The sequence below is a fragment of the Paenibacillus paludis genome (genome assembly GCF_042610515.1).
Taxonomy (GTDB): Bacteria; Bacillota; Bacilli; order Paenibacillales; family Paenibacillaceae; genus Paenibacillus_AQ.
In genome coordinates, this window is sequence record NZ_JBGJZP010000021.1 from 1 (window position 1) to 17,490 (window position 17,490).

General features: G+C 46.8%; 14 protein-coding genes. 3 read left to right on the forward strand and 11 right to left on the reverse strand.

The features are described 5' to 3' along the window. Window positions 1-549: 549 nt before the first annotated feature. The 6 genes from ACAN56_RS28430 to ACAN56_RS28455 all read right to left on the reverse strand — a co-directional run bounded on the left by ACAN56_RS28430 (window position 550) and on the right by ACAN56_RS28455 (window position 7,917). Complete coding sequence (locus ACAN56_RS28430; RefSeq protein WP_342440203.1) at window positions 550-1,260, reverse strand: response regulator; 711 nt, start codon at window positions 1,258-1,260, stop codon at window positions 550-552. Then, window positions 1,253-3,952, reverse strand: a complete 2,700-nt coding sequence (locus ACAN56_RS28435) for an ATP-binding protein (RefSeq protein WP_379147067.1) — start codon at window positions 3,950-3,952, stop codon at window positions 1,253-1,255. The genes ACAN56_RS28430 and ACAN56_RS28435 overlap by 8 nt, the downstream gene beginning before the upstream one ends. A gap of 98 nt (window positions 3,953-4,050) precedes the next feature. Then, window positions 4,051-4,623, reverse strand: a complete 573-nt coding sequence (locus ACAN56_RS28440) for a 5' nucleotidase, NT5C type (protein WP_038591701.1) — start codon at window positions 4,621-4,623, stop codon at window positions 4,051-4,053. Between the two features lie 180 nt (window positions 4,624-4,803). Next, the gene (locus ACAN56_RS28445) at window positions 4,804-5,793 is read right to left on the reverse strand and encodes an alpha/beta fold hydrolase (RefSeq protein WP_081965827.1); all 990 of its coding nucleotides are present in this window, start codon (window positions 5,791-5,793) and stop codon (window positions 4,804-4,806) included. 150 nt (window positions 5,794-5,943) lie between these two features. Beyond that, a complete protein-coding gene (locus ACAN56_RS28450; RefSeq protein ID WP_038591698.1) occupies window positions 5,944-7,386 on the reverse strand; it encodes a DUF4179 domain-containing protein in 1,443 nt (480 codons plus the stop codon). 21 nt (window positions 7,387-7,407) lie between these two features. Continuing rightward, window positions 7,408-7,917 (reverse strand): sigma-70 family RNA polymerase sigma factor, encoded by a 510-nt coding sequence (locus ACAN56_RS28455; RefSeq protein WP_231578443.1) that lies wholly within the window; start codon window positions 7,915-7,917, stop codon window positions 7,408-7,410. Window positions 7,918-8,115: 198 nt separating this feature from the next. Here ACAN56_RS28455 and ACAN56_RS28460 point away from each other — a divergent pair, with 198 nt between their 5' ends. Then, the gene (locus ACAN56_RS28460) at window positions 8,116-8,301 is read left to right on the forward strand and encodes a hypothetical protein (protein WP_038591695.1); all 186 of its coding nucleotides are present in this window, start codon (window positions 8,116-8,118) and stop codon (window positions 8,299-8,301) included. A 49-nt stretch (window positions 8,302-8,350) separates the two neighbouring features. Here ACAN56_RS28460 and ACAN56_RS28465 read toward each other — a convergent pair whose 3' ends face one another. Continuing rightward, window positions 8,351-8,941: a TetR/AcrR family transcriptional regulator gene (locus tag ACAN56_RS28465; protein ID WP_038591692.1), complete on the reverse strand. Its 591-nt coding sequence runs from the start codon at window positions 8,939-8,941 to the stop codon at window positions 8,351-8,353. A 205-nt stretch (window positions 8,942-9,146) separates the two neighbouring features. Between ACAN56_RS28465 and ACAN56_RS28470 the strand changes: the two genes are divergently transcribed. Together ACAN56_RS28470 and ACAN56_RS28475 are read left to right on the forward strand one after the other, a co-directional pair. Further along, window positions 9,147-10,352, forward strand: a complete 1,206-nt coding sequence (locus tag ACAN56_RS28470) for an MFS transporter (protein ID WP_379147072.1) — start codon at window positions 9,147-9,149, stop codon at window positions 10,350-10,352. A gap of 194 nt (window positions 10,353-10,546) precedes the next feature. Further along, entirely contained in the window at window positions 10,547-11,350 is an 804-nt protein-coding gene (locus ACAN56_RS28475) for a polysaccharide deacetylase family protein (protein WP_231578442.1), read from the forward strand. Between the two features lie 57 nt (window positions 11,351-11,407). Here ACAN56_RS28475 and ACAN56_RS28480 read toward each other — a convergent pair whose 3' ends face one another. The 4 genes from ACAN56_RS28480 to ACAN56_RS28495 form a co-directional block, all read right to left on the reverse strand. Next, window positions 11,408-12,001, reverse strand: a complete 594-nt coding sequence (locus ACAN56_RS28480; RefSeq protein ID WP_038591685.1) for a TetR/AcrR family transcriptional regulator — start codon at window positions 11,999-12,001, stop codon at window positions 11,408-11,410. Window positions 12,002-12,044: 43 nt separating this feature from the next. Further along, a complete protein-coding gene (locus tag ACAN56_RS28485) occupies window positions 12,045-12,815 on the reverse strand; it encodes a flavodoxin family protein (RefSeq protein ID WP_379147075.1) in 771 nt (256 codons plus the stop codon). Between the two features lie 185 nt (window positions 12,816-13,000). Beyond that, complete coding sequence (locus ACAN56_RS28490) at window positions 13,001-16,429, reverse strand: discoidin domain-containing protein (RefSeq protein ID WP_379147077.1); 3,429 nt, start codon at window positions 16,427-16,429, stop codon at window positions 13,001-13,003. Between the two features lie 165 nt (window positions 16,430-16,594). After that, complete coding sequence (locus ACAN56_RS28495; protein ID WP_379147079.1) at window positions 16,595-17,272, reverse strand: DUF6273 domain-containing protein; 678 nt, start codon at window positions 17,270-17,272, stop codon at window positions 16,595-16,597. Window positions 17,273-17,490 lie beyond the last annotated feature (218 nt).

A 17,490-nucleotide genomic window follows, 5' to 3' on the forward strand; every position in this document is an offset into this window, starting at 1 on the left:
GAGATCTGGGAGGGTGAACCTCCGTGGGCCAAGTGGAGTGTGCAGGATATCGACGATCTAAAGGCACGTCATGCGTTGCTTCTGTTCCCGCCCGCCCGCTAACCGCTCGACGGTTCAATTTCCATCGTAAGCCAACCATCTCCACCGCTTCATAGCGATGAAATCCTGCGAATGAGTGAGCATTCGTGAGAATCCCTCTTAATTACGAGGGACGGATTCAGGAGGCGCTATAGAGAGTAAAACACCTGTTTATTCTCTTATGCGGACCCAGGTGACCTTATCTGCTCTGCATTCTATCTAAAAACGGCCAGCAGGGAGAAATAACTGCGCTGGAGTCCGATGTCCTCCTGTATCAGGCTAATAGCTCCAAATAAGTGCAACTCGGTCCGTTCATGCTCAGAGCCAGGAATACACTTTCCGGAAGCACACACACCTTGCGGGTGAAGCGGTTTGAAGACACGCCCTAGTAGAATGGGTGCTTTGAAATTTCTCGTTAAATTCTTCCAGGTCTACGCTGACATTTTTATGAATTCTAAGCGTTAACTCAGGTCACTTTGTATCGTCGCCAACCTGCAGCATACGGTAACCTACTCCGATATGGGTTTGAATGTACTTTGGCTGAGAAGGCAGCTTCTCTATTTTCTTTCTCAGAGTCGCCATAAATACGCGCAAGGCAGGGATGTCATAGGTATGACTGCCCCAGATTTCATGCAGGATGTAATTATGGGTCAATACTTTTCCCACATTTTTGGCCAGCAGGCAGATTAGCTTGTATTCAATGGGAGTGAGGTGGATTTCTTCTTCGTCCAACAATACGATGCCTGCCGAATAATCGATTCTGAGACTTCCGTTAGTAAAAATAGATGCATCCTTCAGCAGCTTGTCACTATCGTACCGGATACGCCGCAGGCTGACCCGGAGCCTCGCCAGCAGCTCTTCCACGCTGAAGGGTTTGGTCAGATAATCGTCTGCGCCTGCATCCAGCGCGTCGATTTTGTCCCGGTCTTCACTGCGGGCGCTGACCACAATAATCGGGATATTCGACCATGCCCGAACCTTCTTTATAATATCTACGCCATCCATATCGGGAAGTCCGAGGTCCAGTATCATAATATCCGGCTGCTTGGAGACCGCCTCCAGAATCGAGGCCTGGCCTGTTTCAGCTGTATGGTACTTATAGCCCTGCGTCTCCAGTGTTGTAGTAATCAATTTGCGGATGGGCTTGTCATCCTCGACGACAAGAATTAAAGGCTTATTCATGAACAACCACCTCCACGGCCTGCAGGGTAAAGCGGAACACTGTACCTTGCGGAACATTATCTTTCACACTTATTGTGCCTCCATGAGCAGTTACAATAGATTTACACAATGAAAGCCCGAGTCCCAGTCCGCGGCGGCCATCTCCGCGGATATTATCCGCCGTATAGAACATGTCAAACAGCTTAGCCTTCGCTTCCTCCGGGATACCGGGACCGTCATCGGAAATCTCTACACTGACCATTTCTTTATCGCGTCTCGCCGAGACTGTAATATGCGACCCGGTCCCGGTATATTTAATTGCGTTGTCGACAATATTGATCAGGACCTGAATAATCAGCCGGGAATCCATTTTAGCCATAAGCAGCTCTTCATCAAGTACGGTGCTAATCATATGATCTATGCTGCTTCGATGAATATGAAGCAAAGCTTCCGCAATAACTTCCTCCAGAAGCTCTCCCTGCATATTCAGATTTAATGACCCATTATCAATCCGGGTAATGGACAGCAGGTTCTCCACCAGATTAATAAGCCACATGGAATCATCATAAATATCGGTGTACAGCCCCTTCTTCTGTTCCTCGCTCAGCACCTTGGAGTTTCCGATGAGGATTCCCGCATTGCCGGATATACTGGTCAGGGGGGTACGCAAATCGTGGGAGATTCCCCGCAGCAGGTTCGCCCGCAGCTGTTCCTGCTGGATTTGGATCGAGATTTCTTTTTGTTTTTCGTTTAGCATTTCTTTTTCCAGCGCCAGCGCACATTCTCCCAGCATGGCAATCATCAGACTTTTCTCAAAAACCTCCAGCGGGTCTTCCTTATCCATGGCGATGGCTGCCACTGCAAATACGCAATCTCCTCCCCGCACCGCATGATACAAGCAACTGGCGGCAGAGAAGGTATCTGTGGTAGCCCCGGCCCGTTTGTTATTCTTATAGACCCAGTCCGCAACCGCTTGTTCATTTCCGCCCGAAAACTCTTGAGGATCTACAGCCGACTCTTCCTTTAAAAAAACGAGCGGCTCAGATAAGCTGTCTTGCTGCACCGGATAAAAGATAATCGTTCTGTCCAGCAGCTTCACCATTTGCTGTGCCGTCTCATGAATGATTGCCGTGGTGTCTTTCGCCTGCTGCAGTTTACGGCTTGTCTCCAGAAGCACCTCTGTCCGATAAGCCTTTTGCGCGGATTGCCGGGCCTGCTCTTTTACCCGCATTGTCAGAGTGCTTGTGATAAAGGAAGCCGACAGCATCACCAGGAAGGTAACCGGATAACCCGAACCATACGCCTGTAAAGAAAAATAAGGTTTGGTAAAAAAGTAATTAAACACAAGCACACTAACAACCGAAGACACAGCGCTGTACAGCCGGCCTCCGGTAACCATCGCATTGAGCAGCACACCCAGAATATAGACCGTGATGATATTTGCTTCCCTGAAACCGAGATAATTAAACCACAGTCCGATTAAGGTGCAGACAACCAGAATTCCAGTCGTCTTGGCTGTGTCAGCCAGTGACAGCTCGGGATAGCTCACATATTGCGGAAATCTTTTATAGAACGTAGGCTGGGTGTCCGGAATAATATAAATGTCGATATTGGGTGCAGATGCGGTCAGCTTATCGGCCAAATTCGCTTTTGCAAACCACTTCTTTTTGTTATGGGAGCGCCCCACCACGATCTTCGAAACCCGGCTTGCTTTGGCATACTCCGCAATCTGTCCAGGGATATCTTCTCCATAGACTGTGGCAATTTGTGCGCCAAGCTGCTCTGCAAGCCTAAAGTTCGCTCTAAGTTCCGCCTTGTTTTTCTGGGTTAGCTTTTGCGTCTTCGGTGTCTCCACAAACAATGCGGTGAATTCCCCGTGAAAAGCCTCCGCCATTCTCGCCGCCGTGCGGATCACCTTTTTATTGGTAGCCGCCGAAGAAAGGCAGACCAGGACATGGTCTTTGGCATAATATTCGTTGGTTTTTACCTGAGTACCGATGTGTGAAGCGATTCTGTTCAATTGATTTGCCGTGTACCGCAGTGCAATCTCACGCAAGGCAGTCAGTTTTTCTTTGATATACAAATGAGCATTTGCCCTTTGTGCTTCTTCATCCGGATAAATGTTCCCCTTGTTCAGGCGGTCGATCAAATCATCAGGTTCAATATCAACCAGTTCAACCTGATCGGCACTATCGAATACACTATCAGGAATACGCTCCTCTACAGAAATGCCGGTTATTGAAGCGACTACATCCTGCAGGCTTTCAATATGCTGCACATTAATAGTCGTATAGACATGGATTCCTGCGCGAAGCAGCTCGCTTATGTCCTGATATCTTTTTTTATGCCTGCTGCCAGCCGCATTGATATGAGCCAGATCATCCAGAAGGATAAGATCAGGTCTTCTCCGGATCGCACGGTCCAGATCAAACTCCTCTGTAAGGATACCGTTATGGGTGACTTCCAGTGGCGGCATAAGCTCCAGACCCTTGAGCAGAATCAGCGTCTCCGGCCTGTGATGAGACTCAATACAGCCTGCAGCAACATCAATTCCGGCTTTTTGTTCCTCATGGGCAGCACTCAGCATGGCACAAGTCTTGCCGACACCTGCTGCGTAACCGAAGAATATTTTCAGTCTTCCAAGTCTTTTCTCTTCCGGCAGGTCTGGAATCTGCTCAAATTCGGAAGCTGAGCCGGTGCGGTTTGTTGCCATTTGGCTACCCCTTTTTCAATATCTTCGCTTTTAGCGCTAGTATATCATGAGCAAAATCTGCATAGTGTTACAACTTTGGCTGTGGTATTAAGATTGTATTAAGATGAAACGGGCTGACCCCCGAGGATTAGATCAACCTGCTCTTTGGCACCTTGCCAGGTGGTAAGCAGCGGAAATGCATATTGCTCCCGGGCCTTCAGGTTCCAAGGATGTGGAATGCAGAGTACTTTCCTTCCCTCCTGCAATGCTGGCACCAAATTATGTACCCCGTCATCAATGAGCAGATCGTAGTTAATCAGCGTCTTCCGCTTGCAAGGGAAGAAGTTCTCAATTGGAATAAAAGGCATATGCTTCTGAAGCCAGTTCCACTTCTCGATGACTGTCTTCGGCTGTGCAGCCGTAACGATAATTACATCATAAGCGTTATGCAGCTTCTCCATCTCCCCGACGACATGTTCGTCGAACACTTCAAGCTCCTCAAACAATCCGGGCCGTCCGTAGAAGATTTCCTGAGTGCAATCCGGATGGCGCAGATGATCGGTATCCCAATCAAGCATATCTTCATACCGCAGCAGATGCGTAGGGAAATCATTGTTGTTATGGTAAATCGCCCGCTTAACCAGATGACAGATCGTATCATCCATATCCACGGCAATAATTGGCTTTCTCATATATGTACCCCCATAGGTTGTTTCTAGTTTTTAGTATTGCTTTATTTATATTCGCTTATATTGCTGTTTTAGTCGAGAGCAACTTTATCACAAGAAAAAATTCTAGGCAGGAATTGCAAAAGCCAAGCCCCTCTAGTAAGAGGTGCTTGACTTATTTGTTGAAGCGGCTCACTTGTTATACTATTTGTTCCCTGCATATGCAGCGAGGAATTCATTTACTTCCTCTGAAATCTTCTTGGAATGGGTCCAATGCAGATAATGATGCCCTTCCAATACGACGAGCTTGTTAGAAGCTACATTCTTCAGCTGGGTTTCGTAAAAGGTAATGTTGGATTTGCCTTCTTCATTCACTTTGTCCGGTTTTGTAGTAAAAATCATTACAGGTATGTTTGAAGGAAATGACAGGTTCTTTGTTTTTTTGATATTGTTGTTAATTTCGCTTGCTTCATTTACTACATTCTTATTATAGGCATTCCATGCAGTGAGGATCTTGGTCAGCTTTAAATTCTCATCAGAATAAGTTCCATCAGCAGATATCGGCAGAACATTCTTAGGGCTGACGTAGGTTGCCAATCTTACAAGTCCGGTTGGTGCCGCCATGCTCAAATATTTAGGCATCGCGGGCGCAGACTCTTTGAAATACTCAACCGCCTGCGGCAAGGTTGGATCAATGCCTATTACTGCTTTTACCTCAGACGGATATTTATTGGCATAATACATGCTATAAATTCCGGATATAGAGTGGGGCATTAGGATATAAGGGCCTTTTACATTTGCCTTTTGCAAAGCGGTCCGCCATTCTTCAACGATATTTTCCACAGTTCGTTGTTTTGAAGTCCGCTCACTCCAGCCAGATCCGAAAGGCTCCACGACGACCACTCTATTGTTTTGAGCCAACTCATTCATCAAAGGTTCGAAATCCAAGACAGGCGCTGCTGTCCCCAGGCCGCTTAAAAGAACAATAGTGTTTCCCGTCTCACCTTTGGTGTACACATGCATTTTCTTGCCGGAGACTTCCACGAGTTGGCCCCATGCAGGGTATCTCTTTTGTTCGTACTTGGTCACCAGCATATTCGCAACCACACCGAGAATCAATACTACTAATAATAGCAGTACAATACTTCTAACAATTCTCCAAAATTTAAACTTCTTTTTCTTTTTCTCTTCCATCGGTTTCACTGCTCCCTGTAACAAGTCTTTGAACGTAATCGGATAATCGCCTCTCCCCTACTGGTCTATTGTAAAAGACGTAGTTTAAAAATCGGGTTGGTGAAAGGTTAAATTCCGTTTAAATAAAAATCTCATTACAGGAGACAGTACCTATTTTTGCGATGAGAACTCTACAGTTTGCGTGTCCATAATCGGGTTCCAATACCGCTCAATAGTTAAGGTTAGCGGTTGCGGGTATTCAACGGCTTCCTTTCCAAAATTATAGAGGTATTTATCTACGGCCGTACTCTCCTTGTTCGAAGAAATTCTACTGATTTGGCCGTTCACACCCGCCGTTTTGTGGGATTGACCATTGCCATCGGTAAAGGTATCCGACAGCCGCATACTAATGATACTGTTCAATGGGGCTTTCTGAAACGTTTGCTGGAACAGGATCTTTTCAGCTTCCGCCCCCTCTTCAGATTCAATAATGGAAAGGTCTGAGTTCGGAGCTTCGATCATCTGCTTTTTGCTTAGATCGACTTTAATTTTCATTTGATCTTTATCAAGAGCGGCAATTCCGAAGGTCTTCAATGTGGCAGCGTCCGGCTGGCCGTCCTGGGTGTTCTTGAAGTAAAGCGTGGACTGGGAGCGGTCCGAATAGACCTCGGAATTATCGGCTGTGATGATGCCGGGGTAGTAGGATTTCACCGTCTTTCCTGCGCTTTTAACAATCAGCACAGGCTCAATCAGGCTGAAGACTTGTTTATCATTATTCTTATCAAATTCCAAATCCACATAGGTGTTCAGCGGAGTATAGAGCACCTGATTCACTTTAATGGTCTGACCATCAACAATCAGATTGCTTTCGGGATGTAGCGTTCGTGTCTGTTCCTTGAACATGTCCGGATCAAGCTCGAAAGGAATTGACAGGTTAGTCTGGAGTCCCTTGCCTGAAGTTTGGTACAGCATCACATTCCATGTCACTTCCTTGGGATAGTCAACCGTGGGTGACAGGTTATTCGTATAGATGAAATAGGAGGTTTGGCCCGCGTTGATTTGACTACTATGAGCAGTTATCTCTAAACTCGCTCCGATAGACGCTGCTTCAAAAGCTCCAAAATCCAATGAGAAATCAGCATGAGATACCGTTTGGTCCGTATTGTTGTGTACACTATACAAAATAAACAACTTTCGGGTGTCTGCGACAGCGCCCATGACTTCGACCCGCAGGCCGTTTTTCTCCACGCTCTGGTAGACAGGCTTTATGAGATTCCGGTCTAGTATGCTTTGAAAAGATCTATCGCTTATGGAGGCTCCGCTAAATTTTGCGGAATCGGTCCATGGTTTAGTGGTAGCTGTGTAGCTCTGCGGCGATTGTTCGGCAACTTCCGTTCCTGGAGCATCATTGATATTAAAAAGAAACAGTGCTGCTGCAGCGGCTGCGATTACTACACCCATTCCGTAGAAATAGCTGCGCCGCTTTTCGCGTTTTTTTCCCTGCATGATTCCACCTCGCATTGCATTATAGAGTTTCATTTCCTCAAGGGCTTCAGCATTATGCTTTACTTCATCCACATTCTGGTGCAGAACGCGTTCTTCTTTGTCAATCATGTTCTTTCACCTCCCGTATCTCTACAGATAATCCCGCAGCTGCTTAAGTCCCTCGCGAAGCCAGGTTTTAACCGTACCCTCCGGTTTCTGCAGCACATTGGCAATTTGGGCAGTTGTCATGTCCTGGTAGTATTTTAGAATCACCGCATGCCGGTATTTCGGCTTCAACCGGTCCATCGCCCGTTCCAGGTCAATCCGTTCATTGCTTTTCATTTCCTGCGCCGCTTCTTCTATCAGCGTCTCCGCCGGAAACACACGTTTTTTGCGCCTGAGTTCATCCATGCAGCAGTTGATGGTAATTCGTATCACCCAGGATGTAAAGGCTTGCTCGTCTTTGAGCTTTTTGCGCTTGATCCATGCCCGGCAAGACGCTTCCTGCACCACTTCCAGCGCGTCAGCTTCACTTCTCAGGTAGCTGAACGCGATCGAGTACAACTTGCGGTGCTCCACATACAGCCGCTGAAAAAAAGCTTCTTCATCCATCTCGGCAACATCCACCATTCTGACCTCTTTCATCGTATTTTCTACCATCGCCACTCCCCCTCTCTTTCTTTAGTGTTGGCATGTAGAAGAGGCCCTCTGAAAGAGTTCATGTAAGTAAGACGCCTTTCAACGGGAAAACGATTGATTTATTTTTACCGCGCTCACATGTTATACCGCAGATCAACCTTCCTTTAATGTTCTCAAAAGGTTATAATTAACTAATAATGAAGCAAGGAGCTGATTTATATGTTTGATGGCAATAACTCTCCTCCACCCCGTACAACGGACCATGTAGGCCATAAAGCCAACTTTGATGTAAACGAACAGAAGCTTCACTCCCGGGGCGTTCCCAGTCTGTGGGATGAAATATCCAGCTGGCTGATCATCGCCGGAATCATCGCTGGAATATATCTGCTTTTCAAAATATTTTAGATCAATAAAATGACCGTATCCAGATAATTCACCTGGACACGGCCATTTTTCATTTATACGTTGCAATGGGAGCAACTCCCTGAAAACCAAGCTTTACAAGTTTCTGAATATAGACATCGTCAAGTGTTTCACCGGTTAATAATAATCTGTAGAAAATAGGTCCATAAATGAGATCCGTACATATCCCGATATCGAGTTCTGCATTTAGCTCCCCCCGCTTGACGCCTTGCTCCAATAGTTGTCTGGCCTCCAGCCTGCGCGGCTGAAAATACCGTGTCCGGTACGCCTCTGCCAGACCCTCATCGAGTTGTCCTTCACCGATAATCTCGGTAATCATTTTGCCTTCCCGGCTAATCAGGAAACGGGCCAGATTCGTGGCGTGGATAAGGATGTCCTCGTACACCGAACCTGTATCCGGCAACGGCAGCCTTTCTGTAGTCGCTGAAAGGAAGCCATCCATTACAACTGCCGCTTTATTGGGCCACCACTTATAGATCGTAGCTTTGCTAACCCCGGCACGCTCTGCAATTTTCTCAACGGTTACTGCCGCAAAACCATGCTCAAGAAGCAGTTCATAGGAGGATTTCAAAATCGAACTCTGAGTCTCCATGTTGCGTGGACGCCCTCGTTTGGTATTCACACTATCAGTCCCCTTCGCAAAATAACTTCACAATCCCATATTTATAAATACTATACGTTCATTATACTTAATCTCCCACAAAAAGAAAATCAAAATTACCCATTTACAAAACGATACGTTCAGTATATTATTTGATTATGAATTAGTGAACTGAACGTTCAGTATATTATTTAAACCATACTTTTATGAAATGAGGAGGATTACAATGCAAAATGAACAAGAAGTGAAGGGTCTGCCTATTCCGGGATGGATTACCTTTCTGCTCGCGGCCTCTTGCGGTATCATCGTTGCCAATCTTTATTACGCACAAACGTTAGTGGGTCCGATCAGTGCTGCAACAGGGCTGTCCTCAGCAGCAGCAGGATTAATAGTTACCATTACTCAAATCGGTTATGTTCTGGGTCTGCTGTTCATTGTACCGCTTAGTGATATTATCGAAAACCGGCGTCTTGCCGTGGTTTCGCTGATCGTCGTCGTGATTGCTCTAGTGGCCGCGACTTTCGTCCATCACGCAGCACTGTTCCTGACGGCTTCCTTTTTTATTGGATTAGGTTCTGTAGTCGCTCAAATTCTGGTCCCTTATGCTACTTATTTGGCTTCTGAAGAACAACGTGGACGTGTAGTGGGAAATGTGATGAGCGGACTTCTGCTCGGCATTATGTTCTCCCGTCCATTAGCCAGCTTTACTGCAAGCTTTTGGGGATGGCGGTCTGTATTTGCAATCTCCGCGGTTCTGATTGCCGTACTGTCGGTCTTGCTGTCGCGGATTCTTCCGAAACGTATGCCCTCGCGGGCAATGAACTATGGAGAGTTAACCCTGTCGCTGGTTACTTTATTCAAGCAAACGCCGGTATTGCGGCGCCGCGCCTTTTATCAAGCTTCTCTTTTTGGAGCCTTCAGCCTTTTCTGGACTGCGGTCCCTTTACATTTGGCAGATGAGTTCGGATTGTCCCAGCAAGGGATTGCATGGTTTGCTTTAGCCGGTGTGGGAGGAGCCGTAGCGGCTCCAATCGCCGGACGTCTGGCGGACAAAGGCTGGACCCGCCGTTTAACCGGACTGGCGATGGTTTTGGCTACACTTTCCTTTCTGTTGGCTTTTCTGCTTCAAGGCCATTCCAGAGCAGTCCTTCTCCTGCTTGTACTCGCCGCTATTACCCTGGATATGGCTGTGTCGGGAAATCTCGTGCTTGGACAGCGTGCAATTTATTCACTCGGGAATGAGGCCAGAGGCCGTCTGAACGGTCTGTTCATGTCCATATTCTTTATGGGCGGGGCTATTGGATCCTCCTTGGGAGGCTGGTCCTATGCTCATGGCGGCTGGAGCTTCACCTCTTTGATCGGAACGGTCTTGCCGCTGCTGGCGTTGCTTTACTTTTTTACGGAGAAAAAAAGCGGAGTGAACAACGTTTAACCTTTTACTGAGACACGGATGATATTTAGTGCTTTTCTGAAACGGCCCATAGTGGTAAAAAAGGCGTCCCATCTGCAGAAACTCAGCTGAAGGGACGCCTTAAGTGTAAAAAACCTCCCAATTTTCCGGGGAGTTACACTATAATAAAGCTTAACAGGCTTGTTTACATAAATGAACATTAATGGAGTGTGGTAATGATGAAGCTGAAATTTAATTTATTTCCCGGCGGGATGTCCAAAGCACTCACCATGAGCTATGATGACGGGCATAAACACGATATTCGTCTGGCCGGAATATTTGATCAATACGGGATCAGAGGAACCTTTCATCTCAACAGCGCAATGCTGAATGCTCCCGGATTTCTTACAAATGATGATGTACGGGCCATAGCCCGCAATCACGAAATATCGGCGCATTCTGTAACCCACCCGCATTTGGACCGACTGCCATTACCCATGGTGGTAGAGGAGCTATTGGAAGACCGCAGACGGCTGGAGCAGCTCGTAGACTATCCGATTCGGGGAATGTCTTATCCCTATGGTTCGTATTCGGCAGCTATCATCCCTCCGCTACAAGCAGCAGGTATTGAATACAGCCGTACTGTTGTTTCCACCAGACAGTTTGATGTCCCTCTTGATTTTATGGAATGGCATCCGACTTGTCATCACAAGGATGAGCTTGAGGGGATTTGGGAGCGCTTTACTACCGAAGGACCTTCGCAGAAGTTTAGGCTCTGCTATGTTTGGGGGCACAGCTTTGAGTTCGAGCGCCAGAACAACTGGGAACTGATCGAAGCCTTTTGCCGGAAAGCCGGCGGTCACTCCGATGTATGGTATGCAACAAATGTCGAAATCATGGATTATATTCAGGCTGTCCGTTCCTTGAAGTTTAGTGTCGACCGCAAGATCATCCGCAATCTTTCCTCCGTGGACGTTTGGCTATCCATTAATGACGAGCCCGTTTGCATTAAAGGCGGCGGTACCTATATCTCAAATTAATCCAGTGAACAAGCTGCCGGTTCTCCCGGCAGCTTATTGCGGCTGCTTAACTTCAATCTACATAGGTTTAGCCTGCGGATGATCAGTCAACCCCTTCATTACAAACTCCGCCATGTAATCCATAATCTGCGGAAAATGCTGAATCCCGATTTCATCTTTATGGGTGTCTATAATAATAATTCCTGTGAAAAAAGCCATGATCAGCTCAACATCCAGGTCATTTCTTATCTTTCCTTCAGCTTGCCAGCATCTGAACAGTTCTGCAAAACTGTCATATAAGAAATCAACCTGTTCGACGCCGTTCTCTTCACGGTATTGTTGCTCAATCTTGACGAAAACATCTTTATTAAACCATTCTTTAAGGATCGGGTTTGAATTCATCCCATTAATGTTTAATGCTATTAATTTTTTGATCAGCGGCAGAGGTTCCTCGTTTAAGTCGATTGATTTCATAATGCTCTTTTTCAGCTTCACATTTTCTTCCAGAAAGATCTCCAGAAACAGCTTCTCCTTAGAAGAGAAGTAATTATAAAATGTGCCTACTGCAATCCCGGCCGCCTTTGTAATGTCGGAGACATTGGTTTGTTTAAAACCTTTCGCACTGAAGATTGCTTTACCATTGTTAAAAATCTCTGTTTTCTTATCCTCCACTCTATTGCCCTCCGATAGATAGATATATAGTTACTGTAACTTGCTATGAGCGTTTAGCCATTCTTTTTCCCATTCCATCGAAAATACGACCAGCCATTTTTTTGACGAGCCCTAAGGAAACCGGGTAATAGTACCCCGATTCAAACCAGCCGTTTTCCTTGTAATACCGGTAATCCTTAGACTTATCGTCGAGCATTAGCTGAATGCTGGTACGGGACATACGGAATGTCATCAGCCTGAAAAAAGAAGGAACTGGTGGTGCTGGTCGCATAAGGTTCTTGTAAAATCTCACAGAGGCTTTTTTGATTTCCCGGGTTATTTTGTTCTGCGCAGCTTCACTCCGGGGCTCAAGCGTCGTCAGGACACAGCCTTTGGAAACCCGAAATCCGAAGTTACCCCCCATACTGCTAAGATACTTAACGATAGCGTTGCCTCCAAAGATTCCCTGATTAACAATAGCCGTAAAGGTCTTCCCGAAAAACCGCGGTCTATGGAATGTAAAAGCAAGCCGGTCCAGCAGGTTCTTCATTGGTGCGGATACATGAAATGCGTAATTGGGGGTAGCGAAAATAACTCCGTCTGATTGGATCATCTTTTCCATCAGAATGTCACGATCATCATGCAAAGGGCAATATTCCTCCCCTTTTTCAAAACATACCTTACAACCCCGGCAATATTCAAGCTGATAATCTTTAAGAAATACGATTTCGAACTCAATATTACCATAAGCTTTGAGATTACGCTCAAATTCACATACTGCCTTGTAAGTCGAATGCTTCTGATGATTCCCGATAAATGCAGTAACTTTTTTCATTGAAGCCCCTCCAGTATCTTCTGTGCTTAAGTCGAGTTTGCTGGTGAATGAATATATTATTATTCATTCATATCATAACATGGATATTCGGCTCTGTCAGGATTGATATCCATGTTTATACAAAAAGGCCCTGCCCGAGATATCCCTTCATGGAATCCCTCTCAGGCAGGAGCCTTTAGTTAATCTTATTGAATGGTCAACTTAAACCCATTTTGGATGAAGTATAAAGCTGGATATGCGATATTACTTGTCGTCAGATTCTTGAACGTTGCGGAACCATTACCGGTGTAAGTGTAGATCGCCGCACCCAGATGGGGTCCTGCGAACCGCGAGGTGGTTATCCCGTCCAGTCCAGTACCGTTAATATTGATGTTGTTAAACACAATATTCTCGAATCCGCTTCCGTAGCCGAACTGAACTGCATCCCGCTGAGTGTTGATGATATCAATATTGGTGAATGTTACGTTCTTAATCGGATCATTGGAAGCCTCCAGATCTATCGCTCCGCGTTCCCCATCGTACAAGTCTTTACTGGTTCCGCTGTTGATTATGGTTGTATCCGAGAATACAATGCCGGTGTTGTTCTGGAAATGATATCCCGGGAACACCGTGTTCATTCGGATTCCGGAACCTCCAACGGTGTCAATGATGTAGTTGTGATCAGCCTTATGCCCGCTTCCGCCAAAGAAGGCGATAGCCGCTGCACGCCAGTTATTCTCGATTGTATTATAGGAGAAGATATTGTTTACACCCGCAGGTGCACCATTGGTATTGCTGGTCCATACCGCAAGACCGTCATCTCCGTTATTCCGCACGCTGCTGTTACGCACGGTGGAGTTGCTTGTTCCTTGGGCGAAGTTGATTCCGTCGGCGAGGTTGTTGCGGATGCGGCTGTTCTCGACAACCAACCCGCTGGCATAGATTGCCGGAGTATGCCCATAGTCCCCTACCCACATGCCGCATTCAAAATGCTCTACCCAGACGTCATGGATGATGGAATTGGTTCCGAAATTGTCCATGAAACCCTTGTAAATCGCATTTTGCCCATATCTGGAACGCAGATTCGAATTAAGATACACATTGCTGAAATCAAGCTTGCCTGTTATTCGGAGCGAAATGCCTCCACCCGCCGCATTTGGATTAGTAAACTGGAGATTTGTATGCCAGTAACCCGCTCCAGTAATTGTTATGTTGCTTATCATTTTACTGATCGAGCCAATCTGCCAAATGCTGCTGAGGTTGAAGGTTCCTGCCGGAATGTAAAGTGTTTTCCCGGCTGCGACTGCTGCAGTAACGGCAGAATTGAAAGCAGCAAGATCATCCTTATTGTCATTCGCCACTGCCCCGTAATCCGTTACAGAGACTGCACCTGCCGGACGTGAGACAGCCGCCGGAACGGGCTCAATTTCAATGAAATCCACACCATATTCCAGGCTGTCCCCGTTATTCTTCTGAATGCGTATCGTATCTCCCGGTTGCAGCGCTGTGTCCATTTTCCAATGTACTTCATCAAAACGGAACAGCGGGCGTCCCGCACTAGGTGCATCTCCCGGCATATCGCCCGAGAAATACTGCCAGCTGTAATAGGAGGTCAGCGGAATAGTCTTGGCCTTGACTCCATTTACATATACATCCAGCGAACCGTTAAGCCCCATACCGTCTGCCGAATCTGGCATGGTGAATCTCATGGTTACACCCGCACCGCCTTCACCCGGTCTTACTGTCCACTGCGCATAAGAACCGTTCGAAGGCAGTGCCACATAACGCTGGCCGGAAGCTTCCGAAGCAATCAATGCCTGATTGAACGTAGGTGCACTCTTCAGGGCTGCAGCTCCACCTCGGGCAACGTCATCGGTGTCGTACCGTGTGTAGGGTACACTTGCCCCACGAAGAGAAGATACAACCAGATTTGTTGTATTTACATTGTTAGCCTGCTTTGCCGTCACTTCGTTGGCGTCTGCGGCAACGGTAGTAGTTACGGTATAGTTGCCATTAAGCGCTGCCCAAGTCCCCGGAATTGCAACATGAACAGATGCTCCGGCAGCGAGGGTACCACTGTAGGAACCGTTAAAGGTTTGAATGGTTGAACCTGCAAAATTCTTAAGAACTACAGTGACTCCATGGGCACCATTTGCTGAATCCATGGTTCCCTGATTTTTAAGATTCACAGTAAACTTGACAGCGTTATTGGCAACCGGGTTGCTTGGTGTCCACGATACTGTACCCACCAGATCTGAGCTAGTCACAGGAGCGACAACGAGCGATGCTGCATTCGTATAGCTGTTGTTGGTGTCGTTCTGCTCGATTATAAGGTTGCTCTCATCAACTTTGGCGTTTAAGGCGTAGGATGCAGCGGCTTTTGTTCCTATATTCAGCGAAACGTTCGCCGACCCGCCTGCCGCTAATGCGCCTACCGGGGAAGTTCCGGCAAGTTCACGGTTCAGGTAAAAATTCACCGTAGAGGCTGCGGAACTTGCATTGCCGTTGTTCTTAACCGTTGCATTCAACGTGATCACACTGCTCTCAACAGGAGCGGCAGGTGTCCAAGATATGCCGCTAATCAGGAGATCCGGGTTCGGTGCAGGTGTGCCGAATACTTGAAATTCAGCAATTTGTCCGGCCGGTGCGCCGGAATTTGCTGTGACTTTAAGCTGTATACGTTTGACCGTTGCGGTCACCGGAATAGTGACCGTATTGCCGGAGGCCGGATTAAACGTATACGATTGTGCAGATACCAGACTGCCAAAAGCCGTCGTGTCCTGGTTATGGCCGAGCACTTGAATGGTTTGTGTGCGCGTACCCCATTCAGTGGACGGATTAAGCTTGAGCACCACCGATGTAACGTTATAATTTGCGCCGAGATCAAGCGTTAATGTACTTGGATTGCCGCTGCCTTCCCAGTATGTGCTTGTATTATTATCGTTTGCATTAGCAGCCACGAACGATTGAGTACTTGAGGATGCGCTGATTGTTTTGCCGGTGGCAATGTTGCTGCCCGGAGAAGTCGTTGGAGTTGCTGTCGGGTTGACTGTTGGTGTCGGTGTAACCGTTGGTGAAGCTGTTGGTGTAATTGTTGGTGTTGGTGTTGGCGTAATGCCGCCGGTACCATAAATTTCGAATTCAGAGAGTTGTGCAGCTGGCCAGCCGGTATTGGCTGTTACTTTCAGACGGACGTAACGTGTACTGACAGCGGTGAAATGAATGGTAACTGAATTGCCAGCCACCGCCGGATTAAATACGTACTCCTTGGATCCGACAATATCTGTAAACGTTGTGCCGTTCGTACTGCCTTGGATGGCAAGCGTTTGTGTACGGGTTTCCCAGCCTGCAGGAACTTTGAGTACAATTTGATCCATGCTCGTACTTGCTCCAAGATCGACACTAATCCATTGGGGGAATGCACTGTTCGTGCTTTCCCAGTAGGTTTCCTGTTTGCTGTCTTTGATGTAGTCCGGGCTGTACGTTTGAGATTGTCCACTCGACGTTACGTTCTTTCCCAGCGTCAGGTTCGTTCCGCCAGCCGCAGATACGGGTGCGAAAGGCCCAACGGCCAGGAACCAGCTTGAGATCAGCAGAATGACTACAAGTGAGCCTGCAAGATACTTGCTGCGCATTATACTCCTCCTCCAAAATGTGTAGGTGCTTGATCGTAGCTGTAGCCGATGCTCCTCCTTTCTATGCAATACACCTTCATTATAGAGATTACGCAGCATAACCTATGAGAGGTATTTCTACGGAAAAGATGGCCGATTCCATGAATATTCCAGCGCCGATCCTTATCATTGAAAATGTATTACTAAAGCGGGACGCACACCGTAACAAGCTAAGTTGACACGTCCATAACTGCGAATACTGCTGCGAGGGCCAATAAAAAACGCGCGTGAAGAACTGCCATGCTGAGTTCTCAGCCACCACCAGGAGCAGCCCGATTCTTCACCCTCCTCGGTGATATAGTCATTTTTCACTTTTTTATTATACACGTACAAGTGGCATCCATCGTTCTTTTTTATTCTGGCAAATTCTGTTGCTATTGCCCGACGTTTCACACTTAAAGAGACTTCATCAAGTTTATAGGTCAATTCCTTCACTTCCAAAACACTGGGCAAAAAAACCTTGTCCTCCGTGTCTGCACTACCCTCTCCATTATCAGCGCAATGTGTAGTCTTGATGAACCTCTTCTCGGAGCCATTGAATGCGGCATTATAAAACTCATCGTTCAGCCACCTTCGCAAATCAGAGTCACGCCATGTAATATCAGCATACTCCCCATGATATCGCCTGCAGTCCAAAATGTACTCGCTCAAAATGAATAGCTCACTACCCGAATTTTGCAGCACCCGCCACTTTATCGGTGTTCTGTCCTCGCCGCCAACCGTCTGCGGATAAGTGCCGAAAGTAAAGATTTCGCCGGGCTTTGCGCTCAAGTGCAGCGTGAAAGCAACGTTATCTTTTTCCAAGTAAGATCTCCTCCTTTCGTTTCTAATGTAATCGTACAACATTTATGCAAGTGCTAAGCTAAACCCGCCAGACCCTTGATTAGCCGCAATATCAATTTAAAAAAGTTTAGCTATGTACTTTAATGTTTTCCTCTAAGTTTTGTCTGCAGTTATGACGTTTGCCAGAGCGTAAGTGCAAAGATCATAGAGTAAAATTAAGCGAAAAAAAACAGCGGCAG